The sequence below is a fragment of the Amycolatopsis mongoliensis genome, assembly GCF_030285665.1.
GTDB classification, from domain to species: domain Bacteria; phylum Actinomycetota; class Actinomycetes; order Mycobacteriales; family Pseudonocardiaceae; genus Amycolatopsis; species Amycolatopsis mongoliensis.
The window spans coordinates 361,625-381,841 of record NZ_CP127295.1 but is presented as its reverse complement, the minus strand read 5'-3'; the positions used below and the strand labels follow the sequence as shown (position 1 = coordinate 381,841).

The 20,217-nt window shown below is 71.8% G+C and carries 17 protein-coding genes; 6 read left to right on the top strand and 11 right to left on the bottom strand.

Features of this window, described 5'->3' with window-relative positions:
• Positions 1 to 11: 11 nt before the first annotated feature.
• The 10 genes from QRX60_RS01830 to QRX60_RS01785 all read right to left on the bottom strand — a co-directional run bounded on the left by QRX60_RS01830 (position 12) and on the right by QRX60_RS01785 (position 11,084).
• Complete coding sequence (locus QRX60_RS01830; RefSeq protein ID WP_285999051.1) at positions 12 to 1,220, bottom strand: MlaD family protein; 1,209 nt, start codon at positions 1,218 to 1,220, stop codon at positions 12 to 14.
• Positions 1,220 to 2,299, bottom strand: coding sequence for an MCE family protein (locus QRX60_RS01825; RefSeq protein ID WP_285999050.1), 1,080 nt, complete (start codon positions 2,297 to 2,299; stop codon positions 1,220 to 1,222). The genes QRX60_RS01830 and QRX60_RS01825 overlap by 1 nt, the downstream gene beginning before the upstream one ends.
• A complete protein-coding gene (locus tag QRX60_RS01820; protein ID WP_285999049.1) occupies positions 2,296 to 3,330 on the bottom strand; it encodes an MCE family protein in 1,035 nt (344 codons plus the stop codon). Before QRX60_RS01820 ends, QRX60_RS01825 begins: the two co-directional genes overlap by 4 nt.
• The gene (locus QRX60_RS01815; RefSeq protein WP_285999048.1) at positions 3,327 to 4,319 is read right to left on the bottom strand and encodes an MCE family protein; all 993 of its coding nucleotides are present in this window, start codon (positions 4,317 to 4,319) and stop codon (positions 3,327 to 3,329) included. Before QRX60_RS01815 ends, QRX60_RS01820 begins: the two co-directional genes overlap by 4 nt.
• Complete coding sequence (locus QRX60_RS01810; protein ID WP_285999047.1) at positions 4,316 to 5,320, bottom strand: MCE family protein; 1,005 nt, start codon at positions 5,318 to 5,320, stop codon at positions 4,316 to 4,318. The genes QRX60_RS01815 and QRX60_RS01810 overlap by 4 nt, the downstream gene beginning before the upstream one ends.
• Positions 5,317 to 6,591, bottom strand: a complete 1,275-nt coding sequence (locus tag QRX60_RS01805; RefSeq protein WP_285999046.1) for an MCE family protein — start codon at positions 6,589 to 6,591, stop codon at positions 5,317 to 5,319. Before QRX60_RS01805 ends, QRX60_RS01810 begins: the two co-directional genes overlap by 4 nt.
• Positions 6,588 to 7,439: an MlaE family ABC transporter permease gene (locus QRX60_RS01800; RefSeq protein WP_285999045.1), complete on the bottom strand. Its 852-nt coding sequence runs from the start codon at positions 7,437 to 7,439 to the stop codon at positions 6,588 to 6,590. Before QRX60_RS01800 ends, QRX60_RS01805 begins: the two co-directional genes overlap by 4 nt.
• Before the next feature lie 3 nt (positions 7,440 to 7,442).
• Positions 7,443 to 8,237 carry an MlaE family ABC transporter permease gene (locus QRX60_RS01795; RefSeq protein WP_285999044.1) on the bottom strand — a complete coding sequence of 265 codons (795 nt, stop codon included), beginning with the start codon at positions 8,235 to 8,237 and terminating at the stop codon, positions 7,443 to 7,445.
• 466 nt (positions 8,238 to 8,703) lie between these two features.
• Complete coding sequence (locus tag QRX60_RS01790; RefSeq protein WP_285999043.1) at positions 8,704 to 9,696, bottom strand: LLM class flavin-dependent oxidoreductase; 993 nt, start codon at positions 9,694 to 9,696, stop codon at positions 8,704 to 8,706.
• A gap of 8 nt (positions 9,697 to 9,704) precedes the next feature.
• Positions 9,705 to 11,084: an FAD-dependent monooxygenase gene (locus QRX60_RS01785; protein ID WP_285999042.1), complete on the bottom strand. Its 1,380-nt coding sequence runs from the start codon at positions 11,082 to 11,084 to the stop codon at positions 9,705 to 9,707.
• Positions 11,085 to 11,147: 63 nt separating this feature from the next.
• Here QRX60_RS01785 and QRX60_RS01780 point away from each other — a divergent pair, with 63 nt between their 5' ends.
• From QRX60_RS01780 to QRX60_RS01770, 3 genes are all read left to right on the top strand, one after another.
• Positions 11,148 to 11,351, top strand: a complete 204-nt coding sequence (locus QRX60_RS01780) for a helix-turn-helix domain-containing protein (protein ID WP_155545168.1) — start codon at positions 11,148 to 11,150, stop codon at positions 11,349 to 11,351.
• Between the two features lie 4 nt (positions 11,352 to 11,355).
• Positions 11,356 to 11,814 (top strand): Clp protease N-terminal domain-containing protein, encoded by a 459-nt coding sequence (locus QRX60_RS01775; RefSeq protein ID WP_285999041.1) that lies wholly within the window; start codon positions 11,356 to 11,358, stop codon positions 11,812 to 11,814.
• 76 nt (positions 11,815 to 11,890) lie between these two features.
• Positions 11,891 to 15,682 carry an nSTAND1 domain-containing NTPase gene (locus QRX60_RS01770; protein ID WP_285999040.1) on the top strand — a complete coding sequence of 1,264 codons (3,792 nt, stop codon included), beginning with the start codon at positions 11,891 to 11,893 and terminating at the stop codon, positions 15,680 to 15,682.
• Positions 15,683 to 15,971: 289 nt separating this feature from the next.
• Here QRX60_RS01770 and QRX60_RS01765 read toward each other — a convergent pair whose 3' ends face one another.
• Positions 15,972 to 18,086: a HelD family protein gene (locus tag QRX60_RS01765; RefSeq protein WP_285999039.1), complete on the bottom strand. Its 2,115-nt coding sequence runs from the start codon at positions 18,084 to 18,086 to the stop codon at positions 15,972 to 15,974.
• A 123-nt stretch (positions 18,087 to 18,209) separates the two neighbouring features.
• Here QRX60_RS01765 and rsmD point away from each other — a divergent pair, with 123 nt between their 5' ends.
• The 3 genes from rsmD to QRX60_RS01750 all read left to right on the top strand — a co-directional run bounded on the left by rsmD (position 18,210) and on the right by QRX60_RS01750 (position 20,163).
• Positions 18,210 to 18,767, top strand: coding sequence for a 16S rRNA (guanine(966)-N(2))-methyltransferase RsmD (gene rsmD / locus QRX60_RS01760; protein ID WP_285999038.1), 558 nt, complete (start codon positions 18,210 to 18,212; stop codon positions 18,765 to 18,767).
• Between the two features lie 58 nt (positions 18,768 to 18,825).
• On the top strand, positions 18,826 to 19,311 hold the full coding sequence (gene coaD / locus QRX60_RS01755; protein WP_285999037.1) for a pantetheine-phosphate adenylyltransferase: 486 nt from the start codon (positions 18,826 to 18,828) through the stop codon (positions 19,309 to 19,311).
• 141 nt (positions 19,312 to 19,452) lie between these two features.
• Positions 19,453 to 20,163: a ribonuclease domain-containing protein gene (locus QRX60_RS01750; protein WP_285999036.1), complete on the top strand. Its 711-nt coding sequence runs from the start codon at positions 19,453 to 19,455 to the stop codon at positions 20,161 to 20,163.
• Positions 20,164 to 20,217: the final 54 nt, after the last annotated feature.

Genomic DNA, 20,217 nt, shown 5'->3' with positions numbered 1-20,217 from the left:
GTGCTTCAGCTTCACTGCAGCCACAGCATCTCCTCGAGGCTCGTCGACGTCGCCTGCTCGCCGATCCCCAGCGGCCCGGTCAGCCCGCCCGGCAGGGCGGGGGCCGGCACCGGTGGATGCGGTCCGTTCTGCGTGCCGCGCACCGAGCTTTCGTTCCCGTACGGCAGCGTGCAGGCCGCGTCGGTGTTGAACGGCAACGGTGTCAGGTCCGTGCTCGGCCGGTGCGGCGTCTTCTCGTAGCCCTGCAGGCACGGCGGTGGGTCGTCGAAGTTCAGCACCAGCCCCATCCGCAGCCGGTCGTGCTGACGGTCCAGCGCCGAGTCCACGGCGGCCACCGCGCGCGGTGCGTCGGCCAGCAGCTGCTGCTCCGCGGCCGTGCGGGTGGCGAACACCCGGGACGTCGTCAGCAGGTTGGCCAGCAGGATCGGCAGGCCGGGGTCGTTCTCCTTGAGCAGGCTGCTCAGCTCGGTCGCCGCGGGCGGCGCGGTCGAGATCAGCCGCCGCAGGTCGCCGTCCGACTTCGCCAGCTGCTGCGCGAACACCTTGGCGTTGCCGGAGAACGACCGCCACTCCGCCGAGGAGTCCACCTGGGTGCGCAGCACCGTCGCGCCGTCGCCGATCAGCTTCGACGTCTGCGGCAGGTGCGCGCTCGCCTGCTGCGTGAACGTCGTCGCCGAGTCCATCAGCGTCTGCAGGTCCGGGCCCGAGCCGTGCAACGCGTCGTCGAGCTCGTCCACCACCGTGCGCAGGTCCTGGGTCGGCACCGACGCGGTGAACGAGTCCAGGTCGGTCAGCAGGCTGTTCACCGGCAGCGGCAGCGTGGTCGACTCCCGCCGGATGACCGAGCCCCCGTTCAGGTACGGCGCGTCGGCCGTGCGCGGCTGCAGGTCGACGTACTGCTCGCCGACCGCGGACCGGTTCGCCACCACGGCCCGCGAGTCCGCCGGGATCGGCGGGGCGCCGTCGTCGATCAGCAGGTCGGCCTCGGTCCCGGTGGTGGTGAGCCGCAGCTCGCCGACCCGGCCGACGGCGACCCCGCGGTAGGTCACCTCGCCGTTGGTGAACAGCCCGCCGCCTTCGGCGAGCTCCAGCTTGACCGTGTAGCTGCCGGCCCCGAACAGCCGCCCGAGCCCGGCGTAGTTCGCGCCGACGAACGCCGTGGTGGCCAAGGCGATCACGATGAACAGAACGACCTGGATCCGCACTCTGCGCGTCAGCATCAGCGGCCTCCGGAGGCACGGGCTTCGCTGCTGGGCAGCGGGAGCGGCGGCAGACCCGGTGGGACGCCTTCGCCGGGCGGGGGCAGCGCCACGCCGGGCGCCGGGATCATCGACACGTAGGCGTTGATGTAGTCACCCTTCACCGCCGGCAGCACCGAGTCGGGGAACGGGAACGTCGGCAGCATCTGCAGCGACTGCGGCAGGTCGTTCCCGGCCTTGGCGAGCTGGCCGAGGATCGGGGCGAGGGCGCGCAGGTCGGCGACCATGTCGTCGCGGCTGCGGTCGACGACGTCGGTGGCCACCGTCGAGAGCCGGTCCAGCGCCTGCAGCATGGAGACGAGCTGCGTGCGCTGGTCCGACAGCGACTGCAGGCCGGGCGTGAGGTCGGTGAGCGCGCCGGAGACCTGTTCGTGCCGGTTCGCGAGCGTCGCCGACAGCCGGTTGAGACCGTCGAGCGCTTCGGTGATGTCCGAGCGGTGGGCGTCGAGGTCGGTCACCAGGGTGTCGACCCCGGACAGGAACGAGCGGATCTGCTCCTCGTTGCCGTCCATCGCCTTCGAGAGCTCGCGGTTGATGGTCTGCAGCTGACCGATCCCGCCGCCGTTGAGCAGCAGCGAAAGGGCGCCGAAGATCTCTTCGAACTCGGGGTTGCGGTTGGTGCGGTCCAGGGTGATCGTGGCGCCGTTCGCGAGCCGCCCGTTCGCGGCGGCGGGCGTCTCGCCGTCCGGCGGGGCCAGCTCGACGAACTTCTCGCCCAGCAGGCTGGACTGCCGCAGCCGCGCGACCGCGTTCGCGGGCAGCGCGACGTCGCCGTTGACCTCCAGCACCGTCTCGGCGGTCCAGCCGTCGGTGCCCAGCCGGACCTCCCGCACCCGCCCGACCGGGACGTCGGCGACCTTCACGGCGGCCTGGGGCACGAGGTCCAGCACGTCGGCGAATTGCACGGTCACCGAGTACGGGTGGTCGCCGAGGTCCGCGCCGCCGGGCAGGGGCAGGTCGTAGACGCCCTTGAACTCGCCCGGCGAGCAGCCCGCGAGGGCCAGGCACCCGACGGCCACGACGGTGAGGACGCGCTTCATCGCCCACTCCCGTTGGTGTAGACATCCCCGGTGACCGGCAGTGGCAGCCCCTGGAGGTAGTAGTCGAGGTTGCCGCGGCCGAGCAGCCGCCCGGTGTCCGGGTCGACGGACTGGAGCACGTTCGTCACCGCCAGCGGCACCGCGTCGAGCGTGCCGGCCAGCGACTCGCGCTGTTCGACGAGCGTCCGCGTGGTCGTCACCAGGTTGTCCACATTGGCCTTGAGGGCGCCGCGGTTGTCCCGGATGAACGCCTGGACGTCGCCGAGCGCACGGCCGAGGCCGTCGAGGGCCTGCGCCAGTTCGCCGCTGTTGGCGGCGAGCGTGCTCGAGATCTGCGAGAGCTGCTGGTTGACGTTGCCGACCTGGTCGTCGTTGGTGGCGAGCATGGTCGTGAACTGCTGGAGCTCGTCGACGGTGCCGAACAGGTCACCCGAGTTCCCGGCCAGCGTGCGCGCCAGCTGCGCGAAGTTGCGCACGCTGTCGTTGAACACGCGGCCGTTGCCCTGCAGGTTCTGCGCGCCGGTCTTCAGCAGGTCCGACAGCGCGCCCTGGGAGTTCGCGCCGTTCGGGCCGAGGGCCTTCGACAGCGTGTCGAGGCTGGCGTACAGCTGGTCGAGCTCCACGGGGGTGGCGGTGCGCTGGATCGGGATCTTCGCGCCGTCGGGCAGCCGTGGCCCGCCGCGGGCCGGCTTGGCGAACTGGAGGTAGCGGTCGGCGACGACGCTGGGCGCGATCACCAGGACCGTCGTGTCCTCGGCGATCCCGACCGAGCCGTCGACGCTCAGGTCGACCTGGACCTGCTCGCCGCGCGGGGTGACGGCGTCGACCTGCCCGATCCGGACGCCGAGGACGCGGACGTCGGAGCCGGGGTAGACGCCGACCGCGCGGCTGAAGTACGCCGTGACGTGGTGCTGCCCCGAGCCGGAGAACACCCACCACAGCGCCGCCGTGACGAGCAGGGCGAGCAGGATCGCGGCGGCGACGAACCGGCTCGCCAGTACGCCGGCGCGGGTCGTGGTCAGCGCGGTCACTTGGCCCCTCCCGGGTTCTTCGGCGGGGTGCAGGGGTCGTGGTTCTCGGGCAGCAGCCCGCAGAGGTAGGCGTCGATCCAGCGGCCGTTGCCGGTTGCGTTGGTGACCACCCGGAAGTACGGCCCGGCCAGCTGCAGGCCCTTGGTGAGGTTGTCGTTCTGCCGCTTCAGCAGGTCGGTGACCTGGTTCAGCGATTCCAGCGCGGGCTTCAGCTGAGCCGTGTTGTCTGCGACGAGGCCGCGGAGCTGGTCGGCCAGCCGGGCCGACCCGGTGAGCAGGTCGTGGATGGCGTCCCGGCGGCGGTTCAGCTCGGTGAGCAACAGGTTCCCGTCGTCGATCAGCTTCTCGAAGTCGTCGTTCGAGTTCGCCAGGGTCGTGGTGAGCTTCCGCGCGTTGGCCAGCAGCTCGGCGATCTGGCCGTCCCGGCTGGACACCGTCTTGGAGAGCCGGCTGAGCCCGTCGAGCGCGGTGCGGACGTGCTCGGGGGAGTTCCGGAACGTGTCGGACAGCGTGGTGAAGCTGTCCGCGAGCTGTTTCGTGTCGATGGCGCCGACGGTGTCGGCCAGTCCGTTGAAGGCGTCGGTGACGTCGTAGGGCGTGACGGTCCGGGTGCGCGGAATCGCCTGGTTCGGGTTCTGGACACCGTCGCCGGTCGGGTTCAGCGCGAGGAACTTGCGGCCCAGCAACGTCTTGATCTTGATGTCGGCGGTCGTGCGGTCACCGATCCAGGCGTTCTTGACCCGGAAGGAGACGAGGACGTGGTCGTCGGCCAGCGTGACGTCGCGGACCTCACCGACCTTGATGCCGGCGATCCGGACCTCGTCGTCCGGCTGCAGGCCGGCGGCCTCGGAGAACTCGGCCTCGTAGGTGGTGCCGCCCCCGACGATCGGCAGGTTGTCGTAGTTGAGCGTGACGGTGAGCAGCGCGGCCAGCGCGACGCTGCCGACGACGCCCATGACGATCGGGTTGCGCTCCTTGAAGGACTTCATGAGTCGCACCTCGGCGTCGGGACGATCACGCCGCGCGGGGGCGTGGTTTCCAGCACCGCGCGGCAGAGGAAGAAGTTCATCCACGAGCCGTACGAAGCGACGCGGCCGATCTCGTTGAACTTCACCGGCAGGTTGGTCAGGAAACTGTCCACATCGGACTGGTTCTGCACCAGGGTCCCGGCGACGTCCTTCAGCCCGGCGATGCTTTCCTTCAGCGGCGGCCGCGCCTGCTCGAACAGCCCGGCCGTGGAGTCGGCGAGCGCGCCGATCCCGCTGATGGCGTCGCCGATCGCGGCGCGGTCGCCGGCCAGCCCGGACACCAGCTGCCGCAGGGTCGACACGAGGTTCGCCAGCGCGTCCCCCTTGCCGTTGACGGTCTTGAGCACCGAGTTGAGGTTCCCGATCACCTCGCCGATCACCTTGTCGCGCCCGGCGAGGGTGGTGGTCAGCGAAGCGGTGTGGGTGAGCAGGCTCTCGACGGTGCCGCCCTCGCCCTGCAGCACCTGGACGATCTCGCCGGAGAGCTCGTTGACGTCGTTCGGCGACAGCGCCTGGAACAGCGGCTTGAAGCCGTTGAACAGGTCGGTGAGGTCCAGCGCGGGCGTCGTGCGGTCCAGCGGGATCTCACCGCCCTCGGGCAGCTGGTCCCGGGTGCCGGTGGCGCCGCGTTCGAGGGCGATGTAGCGCTGGCCGACCATGTTGCGGTACTTGATGACCGCGCGGACGTCGGCGGGCAGCCGGCGGCCCTGGTCGAGGGAGAACGCGATCAGCGCCCGGTTGTGGTCGCTGATGTCGAGGGACTCGACCTGGCCGACCCGGACGCCGGAGATCCGGACGTCGTCGCCGACGTTGAGCGCGGTGGCGTCGAGGAACTTCGCCGTGTACCGCCGGCCGCCGCCGACGCCGGTGTTCGTGATGGAGACGGCCAGCAGTGCCGTCGCGAGCGCGGTCACGGCGATGAAGATCAGGCTCTTGATGAGCGGGGAGGCGATGTTCCTCACTTGAGCGTCACCTCCGTGCCGCGGTAGAGCGGCCCGACGAGCACGCTGCTCCAGCCCGGGACCTGGGCCGTCGGCACGCCGATCGACGGGGCGACGAGCGTGGCCAGCAGTTGCTGCTCCTGCGGCGAGTTCGCGACGCCCAGGTCGCCCTGGCCGCCGGTGAGCAGCGGGTGCCCGCCGGCGCCGGGTGCCGTCGCGGCGGTACCGATGGTCGGGGCGACGCCGGAGGGGTAGCACCGCGGCTCGCCGCCGCCGGTGAAGCGCGGATCGTCCTTGCCCGGGACGTACTTGCCGCTGTTGGTGGTGATCGCGACTTCGGCGTGCATACCCGGTTCCTTCGTGCCCGCGCCGAGCACCTTGTCCATGGCACCTCTGAGTGCGTTGAGCGAGCCCAGCGTGCAGGCGAAGCTGGGGGAGTACTTCGCCGCGATCTCCAGCGGCGCGCGGCTGTCGGCGGCCAGCGAGATGAGGTTGTCGCGGTTGTTGGCCAGGAAGGTGGTGACCTCCTGCGACGACGACGTCACCTGCTGGTACACCCCGGCCAGGTCGGCTTCCTTCTCCTTGACCGTGCCGAGCGTGACGGCGGAGGCGGTGAGCGCGTCGAGCAGGTCGGGCGCGATGTCGCCGTAGAGGTTCGAGACCGTGGCGAGTTTCCGGAGGTCCGAGGTCAGCTGCGGGAGTTCCGGGTTGAAGTTCTTCAGGTACGCCGACGCGGTGTCGATCGTTTTGCCGAGCTGCTCGCCGCGGCCCTGCAGCGCGGTCGACACCGCGGTCAGCGTCGTGGCGAGCTTCTGCGGCTGGACGGCCTTGAGCACCGGCAGCAGGTTGTCGAAGACCCGTTCCAACTCGACCGCGTTCGCCGAATGGTCCTGCTCGATCGTGTCACCGGCGCTCAGGTGCGGGGCCTGCGCGCCGTCCGGAATGGACAGCTGCACGTACCGCTCGCCGAACAGCGTCTTGGGCACGAGCAGCGCGGAGACGTTGCGCGGCAGCATGTCCACTTTGCCCGGCTCCAGGGCAAGCGCTATCTCGGCGCCCTGCGGGGTCGCCCGGACGTCGCGGATCTCCCCGACGAGAACGCCGCGGGCCTTGACCTGTCCACCTGGGGAGAGCTGGTTGCCGATGCGGCTCGCCTTGAGCGTCACCGGGACCGTGCTGACGAAGTCCTTGTCGTACACCTTGATCGAGAGCGTCACGAGCACGCCCATCACCACCAGGAACAGCACGCCCGCGGTGCGGATCCCGGCCTTGCGGCGGGTCTCCCGTCTCATCCGGCCACCTGCACGGTGGTCGTCGCGCCCCAGATCGCCAGGGACAGGAAGAAGTCGAGCACGCTGATCGCGACGATCGCGGTGCGCACCGCGCGGCCGACCGCCACGCCGACGCCGGCCGGCCCGCCGCTCGCGCGGAAGCCGTAGTAGCAGTGGGCCAGGACCACGACGACGCTGAAGACGAGCACCTTCCCGAACGACCACAGGACGTCGCCCGGCGGGAGGAACAGCAGGAAGTAGTGGTCGTAGGTGCCCGCGGACTGGCCGAAGAACCACACGGTGACCTGCCGCGAGGCGAGGTAGCTCGACAGCAGCCCGATCGCGTAGAGCGGGATGACGGCGAGGAAGCCGGCGATCACCCGCGTCGTCACCAGGTACGGGACGCTGGGGATGCCCATGACCTCCAGGGCGTCGATCTCCTCGGAGATCCGCATCGCGCCGAGCTGCGCGGTGAAGCCGCAGCCGACGGTCGCGCTCAGGGCGAGCCCGCTCACCAGCGGCGCGATCTCGCGGGTGTTGAAGTAGGCGGAGACGAACCCGGCGAACGCCGACGTCCCGACCTGGTTGAGCGCGGAGTAGCCCTGCAGGCCGACGACCGTGCCGGTGGCGACGGTCATCCCGATCATCACGCCGATCGTGCCGCCGATGACGGCGAGCGCGCCGCTGCCGAAGCTGACCTCGGCGAGCAGGCGGACGACCTCGCGCAGGTAGCGGTGCAGCGCCCGCGGCGTCCACGCGATCGCGCGGAGGAAGAACAGGATCTGGTCGCCGAGGGTGTCGAGGAAGCCGAACCGGCGGTCGACGGCTTCGCGCAGGCGCGCGGTCTTGGGGACTTCCGTGGTCGTCACCGATCAGCTCCCCTTGGGCGGCACGAGTTGCAGGTAGACGGTCGTGAGCACGAGGTTCAGCACGAACAGCAGCAGGAACGTGATGACCACGGACTGGTTGACGGCGTCGCCGACGCCCTTCGGGCCGCCCTTGGGGTTCAGCCCGCGGTAGGCGGCGACGACCCCGGCGACGAAGCCGAAGATGATCGCCTTGATCTCGCTGATCCACAGGTCGGGCAGTTGCGCCAGCGCCGAGAAGCTGGCCAGGTACGCACCCGGCGTCCCGTGCTGCATGATCACGTTGAAGAAGTAGCCGCCGAGCACGCCGACGACGCTCACCATGCCGTTGAGGAAGACCGAGACACCCATGGCGGCGAGCACCCGCGGCACGATCAGCCGCTGGACCGGCGAGACGCCGAGGACCTCCATGGCGTCGATCTCTTCGCGGATGGTGCGCGAGCCGAGGTCGGCGCACATCGCGCTGCCGCCGGCGCCGGCGATGAGCAGCGCGGTGACGATCGGGCTGGCCTGCTGGATGATCGCGAGCACGCTGGCCGCGCCGGTGAAGGACTGCGCGCCGATCTGCGTGGTCAGCGACCCGATGTGCAGCGCGATCACCGCGCCGAACGGGATGGAGACCAGCGCCGTCGGCAGGATCGAGACGCTCGCGATGAACCAGAACTGCTGGATCAGCTCGCGCACCTGGAACGGGCGGCGGAACGTCAGCCTGATGACGTCGAAGCCGAGCCCGTAGAGCCGTCCGGTCTGCCGCAGCGCGGCGGCCCCGGGGAACGACGGCGTCGTCGTCCGTTCGGCCATTCGTGTGCCTTCCCAGCGGTTCCGACGGCACGTCGAATACACCCGAGATGAGCAAGGGGAAATGGTCCGAACGGGGTAACAATTGTCGGCCATTCACGGTCTCGGGGGACACCGTGCCGTTTCCTACTGGTCGGTACGCTAACCACGGCCCTGCTGGGAGACAAGAACTTGAGCAGGATCACGCGGTCACGGGCTGGTAACCGCGCATTTCTTGTCCGGCGCTGACAAACGGACCGGATCTTGTTGTCAAAGATGGAAAAGAAAATCCCGTCCCGGATGCGGGACTCGTTCCTCGGCTGCGCGGAGCTGCCCATTCCCGTGTGTCCGGAGGGTCGGCACGCGTGATCAGGAGGCCGACACGCGTGATCAGAGGGTCGACACGCCGCAGCAGGGTAGGCCGCGCCGTGTCGTCCGTCCAATCACGCGTGTCGACCCTTCGATCACGCGTGCCGACCGTCGGATCACGTCAGGACTTGAGGCCCGCGATCAGTTCGTAGGAGCGGACGCGGTCCGCGTGGCCGTGGACCATCGTCGTGATCATCAGCTCGTTCGCGCCCGTGTCGGCCAGGAGCTGCTCGAGTCCCTTGTGGACCGTCTCCGGCGAGCCGATGATGCTCGAGCCGAAGCGGTCGGCCAGGAACGCGCGGTCCATCTCCGTGTACGGGTACTCGGCCGCCTCTTCCGGCGTCGGCAGCGCGATCGGGCGGCCGCGGCGCAAGCTCAGGAACGTCAGCCCGGACGGTCCGGCCAGGAACTGCGCGCGGTCGTCCGTCTCGGCGGCGACCACGGAGACGCCGAGCATCACGTACGGCTCGTCGAGCACCCCGGGCTGGAAGTTCTCCCGGTAGAGCTGCACAGCAGGGATCGTGTTCTCCGCGGCGAAGTGGTGCGCGAAGGAGAACGGCAGCCCGAGCCGCCCGGCCAGCTGGGCGCTGAAGCCGCTCGAGCCCAGCAGCCACACCGGCGGCTGGTTGCCCTCGGCGACCACCGCGTTGACGCCGCGCGCCTCCGAGTGGGTGAAGTAGCCGATCAGCTCCTGCAGGTGCTCCGGGAAGTTCTCCGCGGACAGCCCGCCCGGGCCGCGCAGGGCCAGCGCCGTGCGCTGGTCGGTGCCCGGCGCACGGCCGATGCCGAGGTCGATGCGGCCCGGGTGGAACGCCTCCAGGGTGCCGAACTGCTCGGCGACCACCAGCGGCGCGTGGTTGGGCAGCATGATCCCGCCCGAGCCGACGCGGATGCGCTCGGTCGCGTCGGCGACGTGGCCGATCAGCACGGCCGTCGCCGAGCTGGCGATGCCGGGCATGTTGTGGTGCTCGGCCAGCCAGTAGCGGTGGTAGCCCAGCCGTTCCGCGGCGCGGGCGAGGTCAAGGGTGTTTCGCAGCGTCTCGCCGACGCTGTTCCCCTCGGACACGGGGGACAGGTCGAGCACGGACAGCGGCACGTCAGGCAGTGAGCTCACAACCGGGGTCAACGCCCCGGTGCCGTCATTGCTTCCCGCAACGCCGCCGGATCGTCCCCGCTGAACACGACGACGCCGTCCGGACGCACGAACAGGGCGTCGGCCGGGGCGTCCGGGCAGCCCGCCGTGACGATCTTCACGTCCGGGCCGGCGGCTTCCCGCAGGTCGGCGCGGTCGGCGAAGTCGAACAGCACCGGACGCGCCGCGCGCATGACCTCGGCCACGCGGGTGGCGCGGCCGCCGACGGTGAGCGGCAGGTCGGGGACGTACGGCAGCTCGTCGGAGTCCCGCAGCAGCCCGGCGAGGTGCCGCGTCGCCTGGGGAAGCGCCGCGAGCTCGCCGAAGAGCGTCCGCAACGCGTCGCCGTCCTCACCGGTGAGCCGGTCGAGCAGGGCCTGGACGCGCGTCTGCGTCAACGTCCGCGCGGCGACCGGGTGCCGTTCCGCGTGGTAGCTGTCGAGCAGGCTCTCAGGAGAAGCGCCGCGCACGACGGCGGCGAGCTTCCAGCCGAGGTTGACCGCGTCCAGGAGCCCGACGTTGAGCGAGGAGCCGCCGGCCGGGAAGAGGTGGGCCGCGTCGCCGGCCAGGAACACGCGCCCGGCGCGGTAGTGCTCGGCGAGCCGGGCCGAGCTGACCGTCCGCGACAGCCACAGCGGCTCCTCCAGCGGCAGGTCGGTGCCGAGCACGCGCCGCACGGCGTCGCGGAACTCACCGAGCGTCGGCTCCCCGGGCGGCTCCGGCGCCACCTCCCGGACCCCGGCGATCACGACGCCCGGCGTCAGCGACGTCACCAGCACCCGGCCGCCGGGCCGGCGGTTCCAGCCGCGCTCGACGCCCGGCATCGTCGTGAAGAGGGCGAGGTCGCCCCGGAAGTGCCCCAGCCGCATCAGCTCGTCGTCGGTGGTGCCGGGGAACCCGATCCCGGCCAGCTCGCGCGCCCGGCTGTGCGCCCCGTCGCAGCCGACGAGGTACCGCGCCTCCAGCCGGTACGGGCCGTCCGGGCCCCGGACCGTGCCGAGGTCCAGCAGCTCGTGCCCGCGCCGGATTTCGGCGCCGAGCTCGGTCGCGCGGGCGGCCAGCAGGGCCTCCATCCGCGGTTGCTGCAGCATCAGCCCGCGCATCGGCGAGTCCAGGCCACGGAAGTCCAGGGGCACCGGCCCGAACGGGAACCCGGGGAACGGGCCGGCGAACGCCGCCTCGGCCCGGAAGCGGTCCAGCAGCCCCCGGTGGTCGAGCTGCTCGACGATCCGGCCGCCGAGCCCGTTCGCCCGCGGCCGCTCGTCCGGCGCGGCCCGCCGGTCCAGGACCACCACCCCGGCCCCGCCGAGCCGCAGCTCCGCCGCCAGCATCAGGCCCACCGGGCCCGCGCCGATCACCGCGACATCCATGACGCCCTCCTCGGTTTGTCAGTTTGAACTGACAGCTGCCCTGTCAGGCTAGACTGACGCGCCATGGAAGCGGAAGAGCTTTCGGGGCGGATTTCGGAAACCGACCCCGCGGTCGCGCTGCGGGCCGTCGGCGCGCTGCACCGGCTCGCCGAGCAGGTCGAGGCGGCCGCCGTCGCGCACGCGAGGGAGCGCGGCTGGTCGTGGGAGCAGATCGGGGACGCCCTCGGCGTCGCCCGCCAGTCCGTGCACGCGAAGTACGGGAAGTGAGGCCGTGGTGCTCGACCGGCTGATCGCCAAGAGCCCGTTCGCCGTCGTCGTGACGGCGGCCCTGGAGGAGTCCCGCCGCCGTGGCGACCGGCGCCTGGGCACCGAGCACCTGCTGCTCGGCCTCCTGCACGACCCGGGCAGTGCCCGGGCCCTCGGGAAGAACCTCGACGAGGCGCGCGCCGCCCTCGACCGGCTCGACCGGGTGGCGCTGGCGGCCCTCGGCATCGAGGTGGAAGGGCTGCGGCCGGCGGCCGTCCCGGTGAAGCGCGGACGGCTGTCCCCGGGCGCGTTGACCTCGAACGCGCGCGCGGCCGTCAACAAAGCCAAGCCGAGGGAGCCCGCCGGACTGCTGCGGGCGCTGCTGACGGTGCCCCCGCCCGACCCGGCCGCCGACCTGCTCGCCGAACTCGGCGTCGACCGCGAAGCCGTCCGACGCGCGCTGGATTCGCCGAACGCGCCCTGACCCGGCGCGGCACCCGATACGGTTGGGGAGAAACCAGCGGAAAAGGGAGGACGGGGTGCCGCGTCCGGAGCGACCCTTGGATCCCGGGGACGACCCGCTGACCGAATTCGCCGCCGATCTCCGGCGTTTGCGCGAGAGCGCCGGAAATCCGACGTACCGCGAGCTCGGCCGGCGCGCGCACTACTCGGCCGGGACGCTTTCGGAGGCCGCCGGCGGGCGGAAACTCCCCAGCCTGGCCGTGACCTTGGCCTACGTCCGGGCCTGTGGCGGGGTTCCCGGCGAATGGGAAGAGCGCTGGCACGCCGTCGCCGACGGCTCGCGCCGGGACGGCGACAATTCACCACCCGAGCCGGAAACCGGGGAAAGGCCGCCGTACGTCGGGCTGGGCGCATTCGGACCCGGCGACGCGAGCCGATTCTTCGGCCGGGAACGGCTGGTCGGAAAGCTCGTCGGCCGGCTTTCGAGACAGCGTTTTCTCGCCGTGCTCGGCGCGTCCGGTTCGGGGAAGTCCTCGTTGCTGCGGGCCGGCCTGCTGCCGTCGGTGAAGGACCCGGTCGTGCTGCTCACCCCGGGCGCCCGGCCGCTGCAGGAGTGCGCCGTCAAGTTCGCCGCCGCGCTCGGCCTCGCGCCGGGCGCGCTGCTCGACGACTTCGCCGCGCACCCGCGCAACCTCGGGCTCGCCGCCCGGCAGCTGGCTGACTTGGACAACACTGGCAACACTGGCAACACTGACGACACGGACGTCGTCGTGGTCGTCGACCAGTTCGAAGAGGTCTTCACCCTCTGCCAGGACCAGCAGGAGCGCGCGCAGTTCCTCGGCGCGCTCGTCACCGCGACCACCGAGCCGGGCAGCCGGACCCGGGTCGTCCTCGGCATCCGCACCGACTTCTACACCCACTGCGCGCGGCACGCCGACCTCGCGGAAGCCATGCAGGACGCGCAGGTCCTCGTCGGCCCGATGACCACTGAGGAGCTCCGGCAGGCGATCTCCCGGCCGGCCGTCGACGCCGGGTACCGCGTCGAAAACGCCCTGGTCTCGCGGCTCGTCGCGGACGCCACCGGCCAGCCCGGCGTGCTGCCGCTGCTCTCGCACGCGCTCCTCGAAACGTGGCGGCGGCGCCGCGGCACCACGCTCACCCTGGCCGGGTACGAGTCCACCGGCGGCATCGAGCGGTCGGTGGCGCAGACGTCGGAACGCACCTTCGCGACGTTCTCGGCGCGTCAGCAGCGGCTGGCGCGGCAGATCTTCCTCCGGATGACCGCCCTCGGCGAGGGCACCGAAGACACCAAGCGCCGGATCAGCCGCGCCGAGCTCGACACCGACGACGAGGACACCGCCGTCGTGCTCGGCGAGCTGGCCGCGGCGCGGCTGGTCACCCTCGACGACACCGGGATCGAGATCGCCCACGAGGCCCTCATCCGCGGCTGGCCTCGGCTGCGCGAATGGCTCACCGAGGACCGCGAAGGCCTGCGCGTGCACCGGCAGCTCACCGAGGCGACCGACGCCTGGGAGTCCGTCGACGAGGATCCCGGCTGGCTCTACCGCGGCACCCGGCTGGGCATCGCGCGGGAGTGGGCCGCGCGCCAGGACACCGCGCTTTCCCAGCGGGAACGGCGGTTCCTCGACGCCAGCCTCGCCGTCGAGCACGCCGAGCAGGAGCGCGACCGCCGTCGCACGCGGCGGCTGCGGCAGCTCGTCGCGCTGCTCGCCGTGCTGCTGGTCGTCGCCGTCGCGGCCACCGCGTACGCCGTGCGCGCCGAGAACACGGCCACCGGCCAGCGCAACAGCGCGCTCGCCCAGAAGGTCGCCGGCCAGGCGCTGGCCATGCGCGCCACCAACCCCGCGCTGGCCGCGCAGCTCGCGCTCGCCGCGTACCGGCTCGACCCGAGCGCGGACGCGCGCAGCAGCGTGCTCGGCATGTTCGCGACGCCGTACTCGACCCGCGTCACCGGGCACACCGGCCGGGTCAACACCGTCGCCCTCCGCCCGGACGGCCGGGTTCTCGTGACGGCCAGCTGGGACGGCACGGCGCGCCTGTGGGACGTCCACGACCCGCACCACCCGGTGCCGCTCGGCGTTCTCGCCGGGCACACCGGCAACGTCAACAACGTGGCCTTCAGCGCCGACGGCCGGACCGTCGCCACCGCGGGTTTCGACGGCACCGCACGGGTCTGGGACGTCAGCGACCCCGCGCGGCCGGGGCACGGCGTGCTCGTCGAGCAGCACGAAGGCAAGGCGTACGCGGTCGCGTTCAGCCCGGTGGGGCCGCTGCTGGCGACCGGCGACGTCACCGGCACGCTCCGGCTGTACGACACCACCGACCCCGCCCACCCGCGGCCGGCGGGGGAGCTGACCGGGCACACGTCGTACGTCAACAACCTCGCCTTCAGCCCGGACGGCAGGCTGCTCGCCTCCGCGTCGGCCGACAAGACCGCGCGCGTCTGGGACGTCGCCTCGCGGCGTCAGCTCGGTGTCGCGACCGGGCACACCGACGTCGTCCACTCGGTCGCCTTCAGCCCGGACGGCCGCACCCTCGCCACCGCGAGCGCCGACGAGACCGCACGCCTCTGGGACGTCGCCGACCCGGCCGCGCCGGCGCAGCTGTCGTCGCTCGGCGCGCACAAGGCGATCGTGCGGTCGGTCGCGTTCGGCCCCGGCGGGCACACCCTGGCCACGACCGGGTTCGACCGCACCGCGCGGCTGTGGGACGTCGCCGACCCCCGGCAGCCGCGCGAGCTCTCGTCGCTGCCCGGGCACACCGGCGCGGTCGGCTCCGCGGTGTTCACCCGCGACGGCCGCACCCTCGCCACGGCCAGCGACGACCAGAGCGCCCGGCTCTGGGACCTGCCTGGCCCGGCGCTGCCCGCCCACACGGCCCAGGCGTGCCACGCCGCGTTCGGCCGCGGCGTGCTCGCCACCGGCGGCTACGACGAGGCGGTGCGGTTGCGCGACCTCGCCGACCCGGGCGCGCCCAGGACGATCGCCACCGTCGGCGGCTTCGGCAACGCCGTCTGCGGCGTCGCGATCAGCCCGGACGGCCGGACGCTGGCCACCGGCAGCTGGGACCACACGATGACGCTGCGGGACCTCACCGACCCCGCCCACCCCGGGCCGCCGGTGGTGTTCTCCCGGCCGCACGACGACATCGACGCGGTCGCGTTCAGCCCCGACGGCAAGGTGCTCGCCACCGCGGGCGACGGCCACACGGTCCGGCTCTGGGACCTCGCCGACCGTCTCCGCCCGGTGGAGATCGCCAAGCTGGCCGGCCACGATGACGACGTCCACACGCTCGCCTTCAGCCCGGACGGCCGGACCCTGGCGAGCGCGGGCTGGGACCACACCGCGCGGCTGTGGGACGTCTCGGCGCCCCGGGCCCCGCGGCCGCTCTCGAAGCTCGAAGGGCACACCGACACGATCTTCTCGGTCGCCTTCAGCCCGGACGGCCGGACGCTGGCGACCGCCGGCGCCGACCGCATGATCCGCCTGTGGGACGTCGGCGACCCCGCCGCCGCGCACGTGTCGGCGGTCCTCGCCGGGCACGCCGACATCGTCATGTCGGTGTCGTTCAGCGGCGACGGCAGCGTGTTGGCGTCCGGCAGCTACGACCGCACGATCCGGCTGTGGGACGTGGCCCGGCGCGAGCCGTACGCGGTGCTGCCCGAGGAGGCCGACCGGGTCTACGCCGTGCAGTACGCACCGGACGGCCATACGCTGGTGGCCACGGTCGCGGACGGCACGGTCCGGTTCGCCGAGACCGACTCCGGCCGGGCGACGGCGAGGATCTGCGCGGTCGCGGCGCCCCGGATCACCGAGGCGGAGTGGTCGGCGAACCTACCCGGCATCGACTACGGGCCGCCCTGCCCCTGACGAGTTGTTCGGCGTTGTTGTTCGGTGCCGGTGCGCGGACACCGAACAACTTTTGTCCAGTAGACATGCTCTCGGACGCGTTCCGTCCGAGAGACGTTTCTTTCACCGGGGGTCTGAAGGGCCCCTTCAAGGGCACGGGAACCCTGCCTCCCGCCCCTCGAAGGGGCCCTTCAGCGTGCCCGGGAAGGCCGTGAATGACTCATTCACCTCGTCTGACGACATGAATGAGTCATTCACAACGTCCGGGTAGGCGACCCGACCGTCTGGGTACGTGAGCCGACCGTCCGGGTCAGCCCGCCGGGATCCAGTCCGGGTTCGAGGCCAGCACGATCAGCTGCTGCGTCGCCCGGGTCAGCGCCACGTACAGCACGCGCCGCCCGGTCGTCGACTCCGTGATGAGGTCGTTGGGCTCGACGAGCACCACCGCGTCGTACTCCAGGCCCTTCGAATCCAGGCTGCCGACGACCTTGAGCCGTTCGTCCGCGTGTCCCGACACCCAGCCCGCGACGTCCGGCACCCGGTCCATCGCCGTGATGACGCCGACCGTGCCCTCGACCGCGCCCAGCAGCTCCTTCACCGCCGCCTGCGTCGCGGACGCCAGGCCCGCCGCCTCCAGCGGGCGGACCTCCGGCTCCACGCCCGTCTTGCGCACGGCCACCGGCAGCTCGCCCGACTCCGCGTGCCCGGCCACCACCTTCGCCGCCAGGTCGAAGATCTCCGCCGAGTTCCGGTAGTTCGTCCGCAGCGTGAACCGCCGCCGGGCCGTCTTCACCCCGAACGCCTGGTCGCGCGCCTGGGCCGCTTCCGCCGGGTCCGGCCACGAGCTCTGCACCGGGTCGCCGACGACCGTCCAGCTCGCGTACTTCCCGCGCCGGCCGACCATCCGCCACTGCATCGGCGAGAGGTCCTGCGACTCGTCGACGACCACATGCGAGTACTCGTCGTAGTGCTCGGGCCGGGTCGGGGCACCGCCGGACCGCTGCGGCTCCACCTCGATCACCTGGCGGCGCTTGCGCTTCGGCGGCGGCCCGATCAGCACGCGCAGCTCGTCGAGCAGGGCGACGTCGGCGATCGACCAGCCCCGCGACCGGTCCGCGAAGTCCGCCGCCAGCAGCGAGATCTCCTGCCGGTTCAGGACGCCCTTCGCCACCGACGCGAGCCGCTTCTCCTCGCCCAGCCACTTCAGGATCTGCGCCGGGTACAGCACCGGCCACCACACGACGAGGAACCGGTGGAAGTCGATCCGCTCGCCCAGGTCGGTGATCAGCTCCGCGCGGTCGAACGGCTTGCCGTCGGCCTTCGCGTACTCCTCGGCCTTCGCCGCCAGGGCGTCGAGCAGCAGCTCCGCCGCCCGGATCCGCGACCGGTTCGGCGGCGCGCCCTGCGTGTGGGCCTTGCGGCGCACCTTCTCGAGCTCGCGCGCGTTCAGCCTGAGGACCTCGCCGCGGTAGACGATCCGCATCTCCTCGGGCGCCTCCGGCGGGGTGTCCCGCAGCGCCCGCAGCAGGATCTTCCGCATCCGCAGCGACCCCTTGATCGCGGCCAGCGGCGCCGCGTCCTGCCGCGTCGCCTCCAGGCCGTCGAGGACCTCGCCGAGCGCGCGCAGTTCGACGTTCGTCTCACCCATCGAGGGGAGGACGCGCGAGATGTAGCTGGTGAACACCCCGGACGGCCCGATCACCAGCACCCCGGCGCCGCCGAGCTGACGGCGGTAGCGGTAGAGCAGGTAGGCCGCGCGGTGCAGGGCGACCGCGGTCTTGCCGGTACCCGGGCCGCCGGTGATCTCGGTGACCCCGCGCCACGGCGCCCGGATCACCTCGTCCTGCTCCTTCTGGATGGTCGCGACGATGTCGCGCATCTTCTCGCCGCGCGAGCGGCCCAGCGCGGCCATCAGCGCGCCTTCGCCGACGATCTGCATGTCCTCGGGCACGGCGTCGGCGATCAGCACGTCGTCGTCGACGTCCAGGACGTTCTGGCCGGAGCAGCGGATCACGCGCCGCCGCACGACCTCCATCGGCTCCTCGGCCGTGGCCTGGTAGAACGCGGCCGCGGCCGGCGCGCGCCAGTCCGTGACGAGGTTGTCGAACTCGGCGTCGCGGATGCCGAGCCTGCCGACGTACACGCGCTCGGTGTCGAGGTGGTCGAGCCGGCCGAAGACGAGCCCCTCGTACTCGGCGTCGAGCGACTGGAGCGTCTGGTTCGCGTGGTAGACCATCATGTCGCGCTCGAACAGCATCGACGCCTGCTCGAAGATCGCCTCGCGCTGCGCGCCCTGGCCGATCTCGTAGCCCTTGGTGCGCATCGCCTCGGCTTGGACGCGCAGTTCGTCCAGACGGGTGTACACGCGATCGACGTGGGCTTGTTCGATGGCGATCTCGGCCCGTCTGACCCGAGGTTCCGACACGCATGGCTCCTTGACAGCTCTGGATCGCCTCCGAGGGCGAAGAACGACTCTACGCGTTGGGTCCGGCGGGTACACCCGTGTCCCGGTCATCCGCGCCGCGCGTCGCCCCCGCACAATCGGGGGGTGACCAGGATCGTGGCCGGGACGGCGGGCGGGCGGCGGCTGAAGGTGCCGCCGAAGGGCACCCGGCCGACGTCGGAGCGCGTGCGGGAAGCCCTGTTCAACGCCCTGGAGACGGCGGGCGAGCTGGACGGCGCCCACGTCCTCGACCTCTACGCCGGCTCCGGCGCCCTCGGTCTCGAAGCGCTCTCCCGCGGCGCGGCGGACGCGCTGTTCGTGGAAGCCGACCGGCGCGCGGTGGACGTCCTGCGCGGCAACGTCGCGGCGCTGGGCCTGGGCGGCACGGTCCGGGCCGGGCAGGTCGAGACGGTGGTCGCGGCGCCCGCACCCCGCCCGTACGACCTGGTGCTGGCCGATCCGCCGTACGCCGTGGACGCGGCCGCGCTCGGCAAGGTGCTGGCTTCGCTGGCGTCGGGCGGCTGGCTGGGGGAGAGCGCGCTGGTCGTGGTCGAACGCGCGGCCCGCGACGGCGAGCCGGACTGGCCGGCGGGTTTCGCGCCCTCGCGCGCGAAGAAGTACGGCGACACGGCGGTCTTCTGGGCGGACTACGGCACTTCGTGACGTGAGCCACGCGCGGCAGAGCGGGCGTGGCGACCTGCGGCACGGTAGCGTCCGCGCCATGCGGCGTGCGGTCTGTCCCGGTTCCTACGATCCGGCCACCAACGGGCACCTCGACATCATCGAGCGGGCGGCCCAGCTGTTCGACGAGGTCGTCGTCGCGGTGGGCGTGAACAAGAACAAGAAGGGCCTCTTCGAGGTGCCCGAGCGCCTCGACATGCTGCGCGAGATCACGGCGAAGCTGGGCAACGTGCGGATCGACTCGTGGGAAGGCCTGCTGGTCGACTACTGCCGCGAGAACGACATCGCGGCGATCGCCAAGGGCCTGCGCTCGGTCAGCGACTTCGACTACGAGCTGCAGATGGCGCAGATGAACCGCGAGCTGACCGGCGTCGAGACGCTGCTGATGGCGAACAACCCGGCGTACGGGTTCGTGTCCAGCTCGCTGGTCAAGGAGGTCGCGGCGCTCGGCGGTGACATCGAGCACCTGGTGCCGCCGGTGGTCTACGAGCGCCTCTCGGAGAAGTTCCCGAAGCTCGGGCGCTGACCCTCCACACCGGACTCCCCGCAACTCGGGCGCCGGGTTCCCGTCGATCGGCCCCCTACGTTCGTCGGGACTTCCGGCGCGCGGTGCCCGAGTTCACGTTCCCGCCTTCTGACGATCATCCGATCGAGTTACGGTCCGAAAATGACCAACTACCGATCACGCCTGGTCGCGGTCTTCTTCGCGCTCCTGGCCACGCTGTCCATGGGGGTCACCGCCGCCGAAGCGGTGACAGCAGCACCGGCTGCACCGGCAGTCGCCGCGCAGAACGCGTGCGGGAGCCTCTCCGGGTTCTCCCACACGACGCTCTCGGCCCTGCCCGCCGAGGCGACGACGACGTACAACCTGATCCAGACCGACGGGCCGTTCCCGTACCCGCAGAACGACGGCGTCGTCTTCGACAACCGGGAAGGCATCCTCCCGGCCTGCGCGTCGGGCTACTACCACGAGTACACGGTCCCGACGCCCGGCTCGAGCAACCGCGGTACGCGCCGCATCGTGACCGGCTCGGGCGGCGAGTACTTCTACACCGGCGACCACTACGCCAGCTTCCAGGTCATCGACATCGGCGGGGGCGGCACGACGCACGCCTGCGGCGACCTGTCCGGCCTGGCGAAGATCGGCTATTCCCAGCTTTCCCCGGCCGCGAAGACCGTGGTGGACAACGTCCGCGGCGGCGCCTCCACCGGCACGACGTACGAGAACCGCGAAGGCGTGCTCCCGGCCTGCTCGTCCGGTTACTACAAGCTCTTCGCCGTCGGCACCAGCGACCGCGTGATCTCCGGCGGGGCCGGCGAACTCGCCTACACGCCCGACCACTACGTCACCTTCAAGCGGATCGACCTGAACTCCTGACCCGGCGCGGCGGCCGGGCGGGTCCACCGGAGAAAGAGGACACGCCCGGCCTCG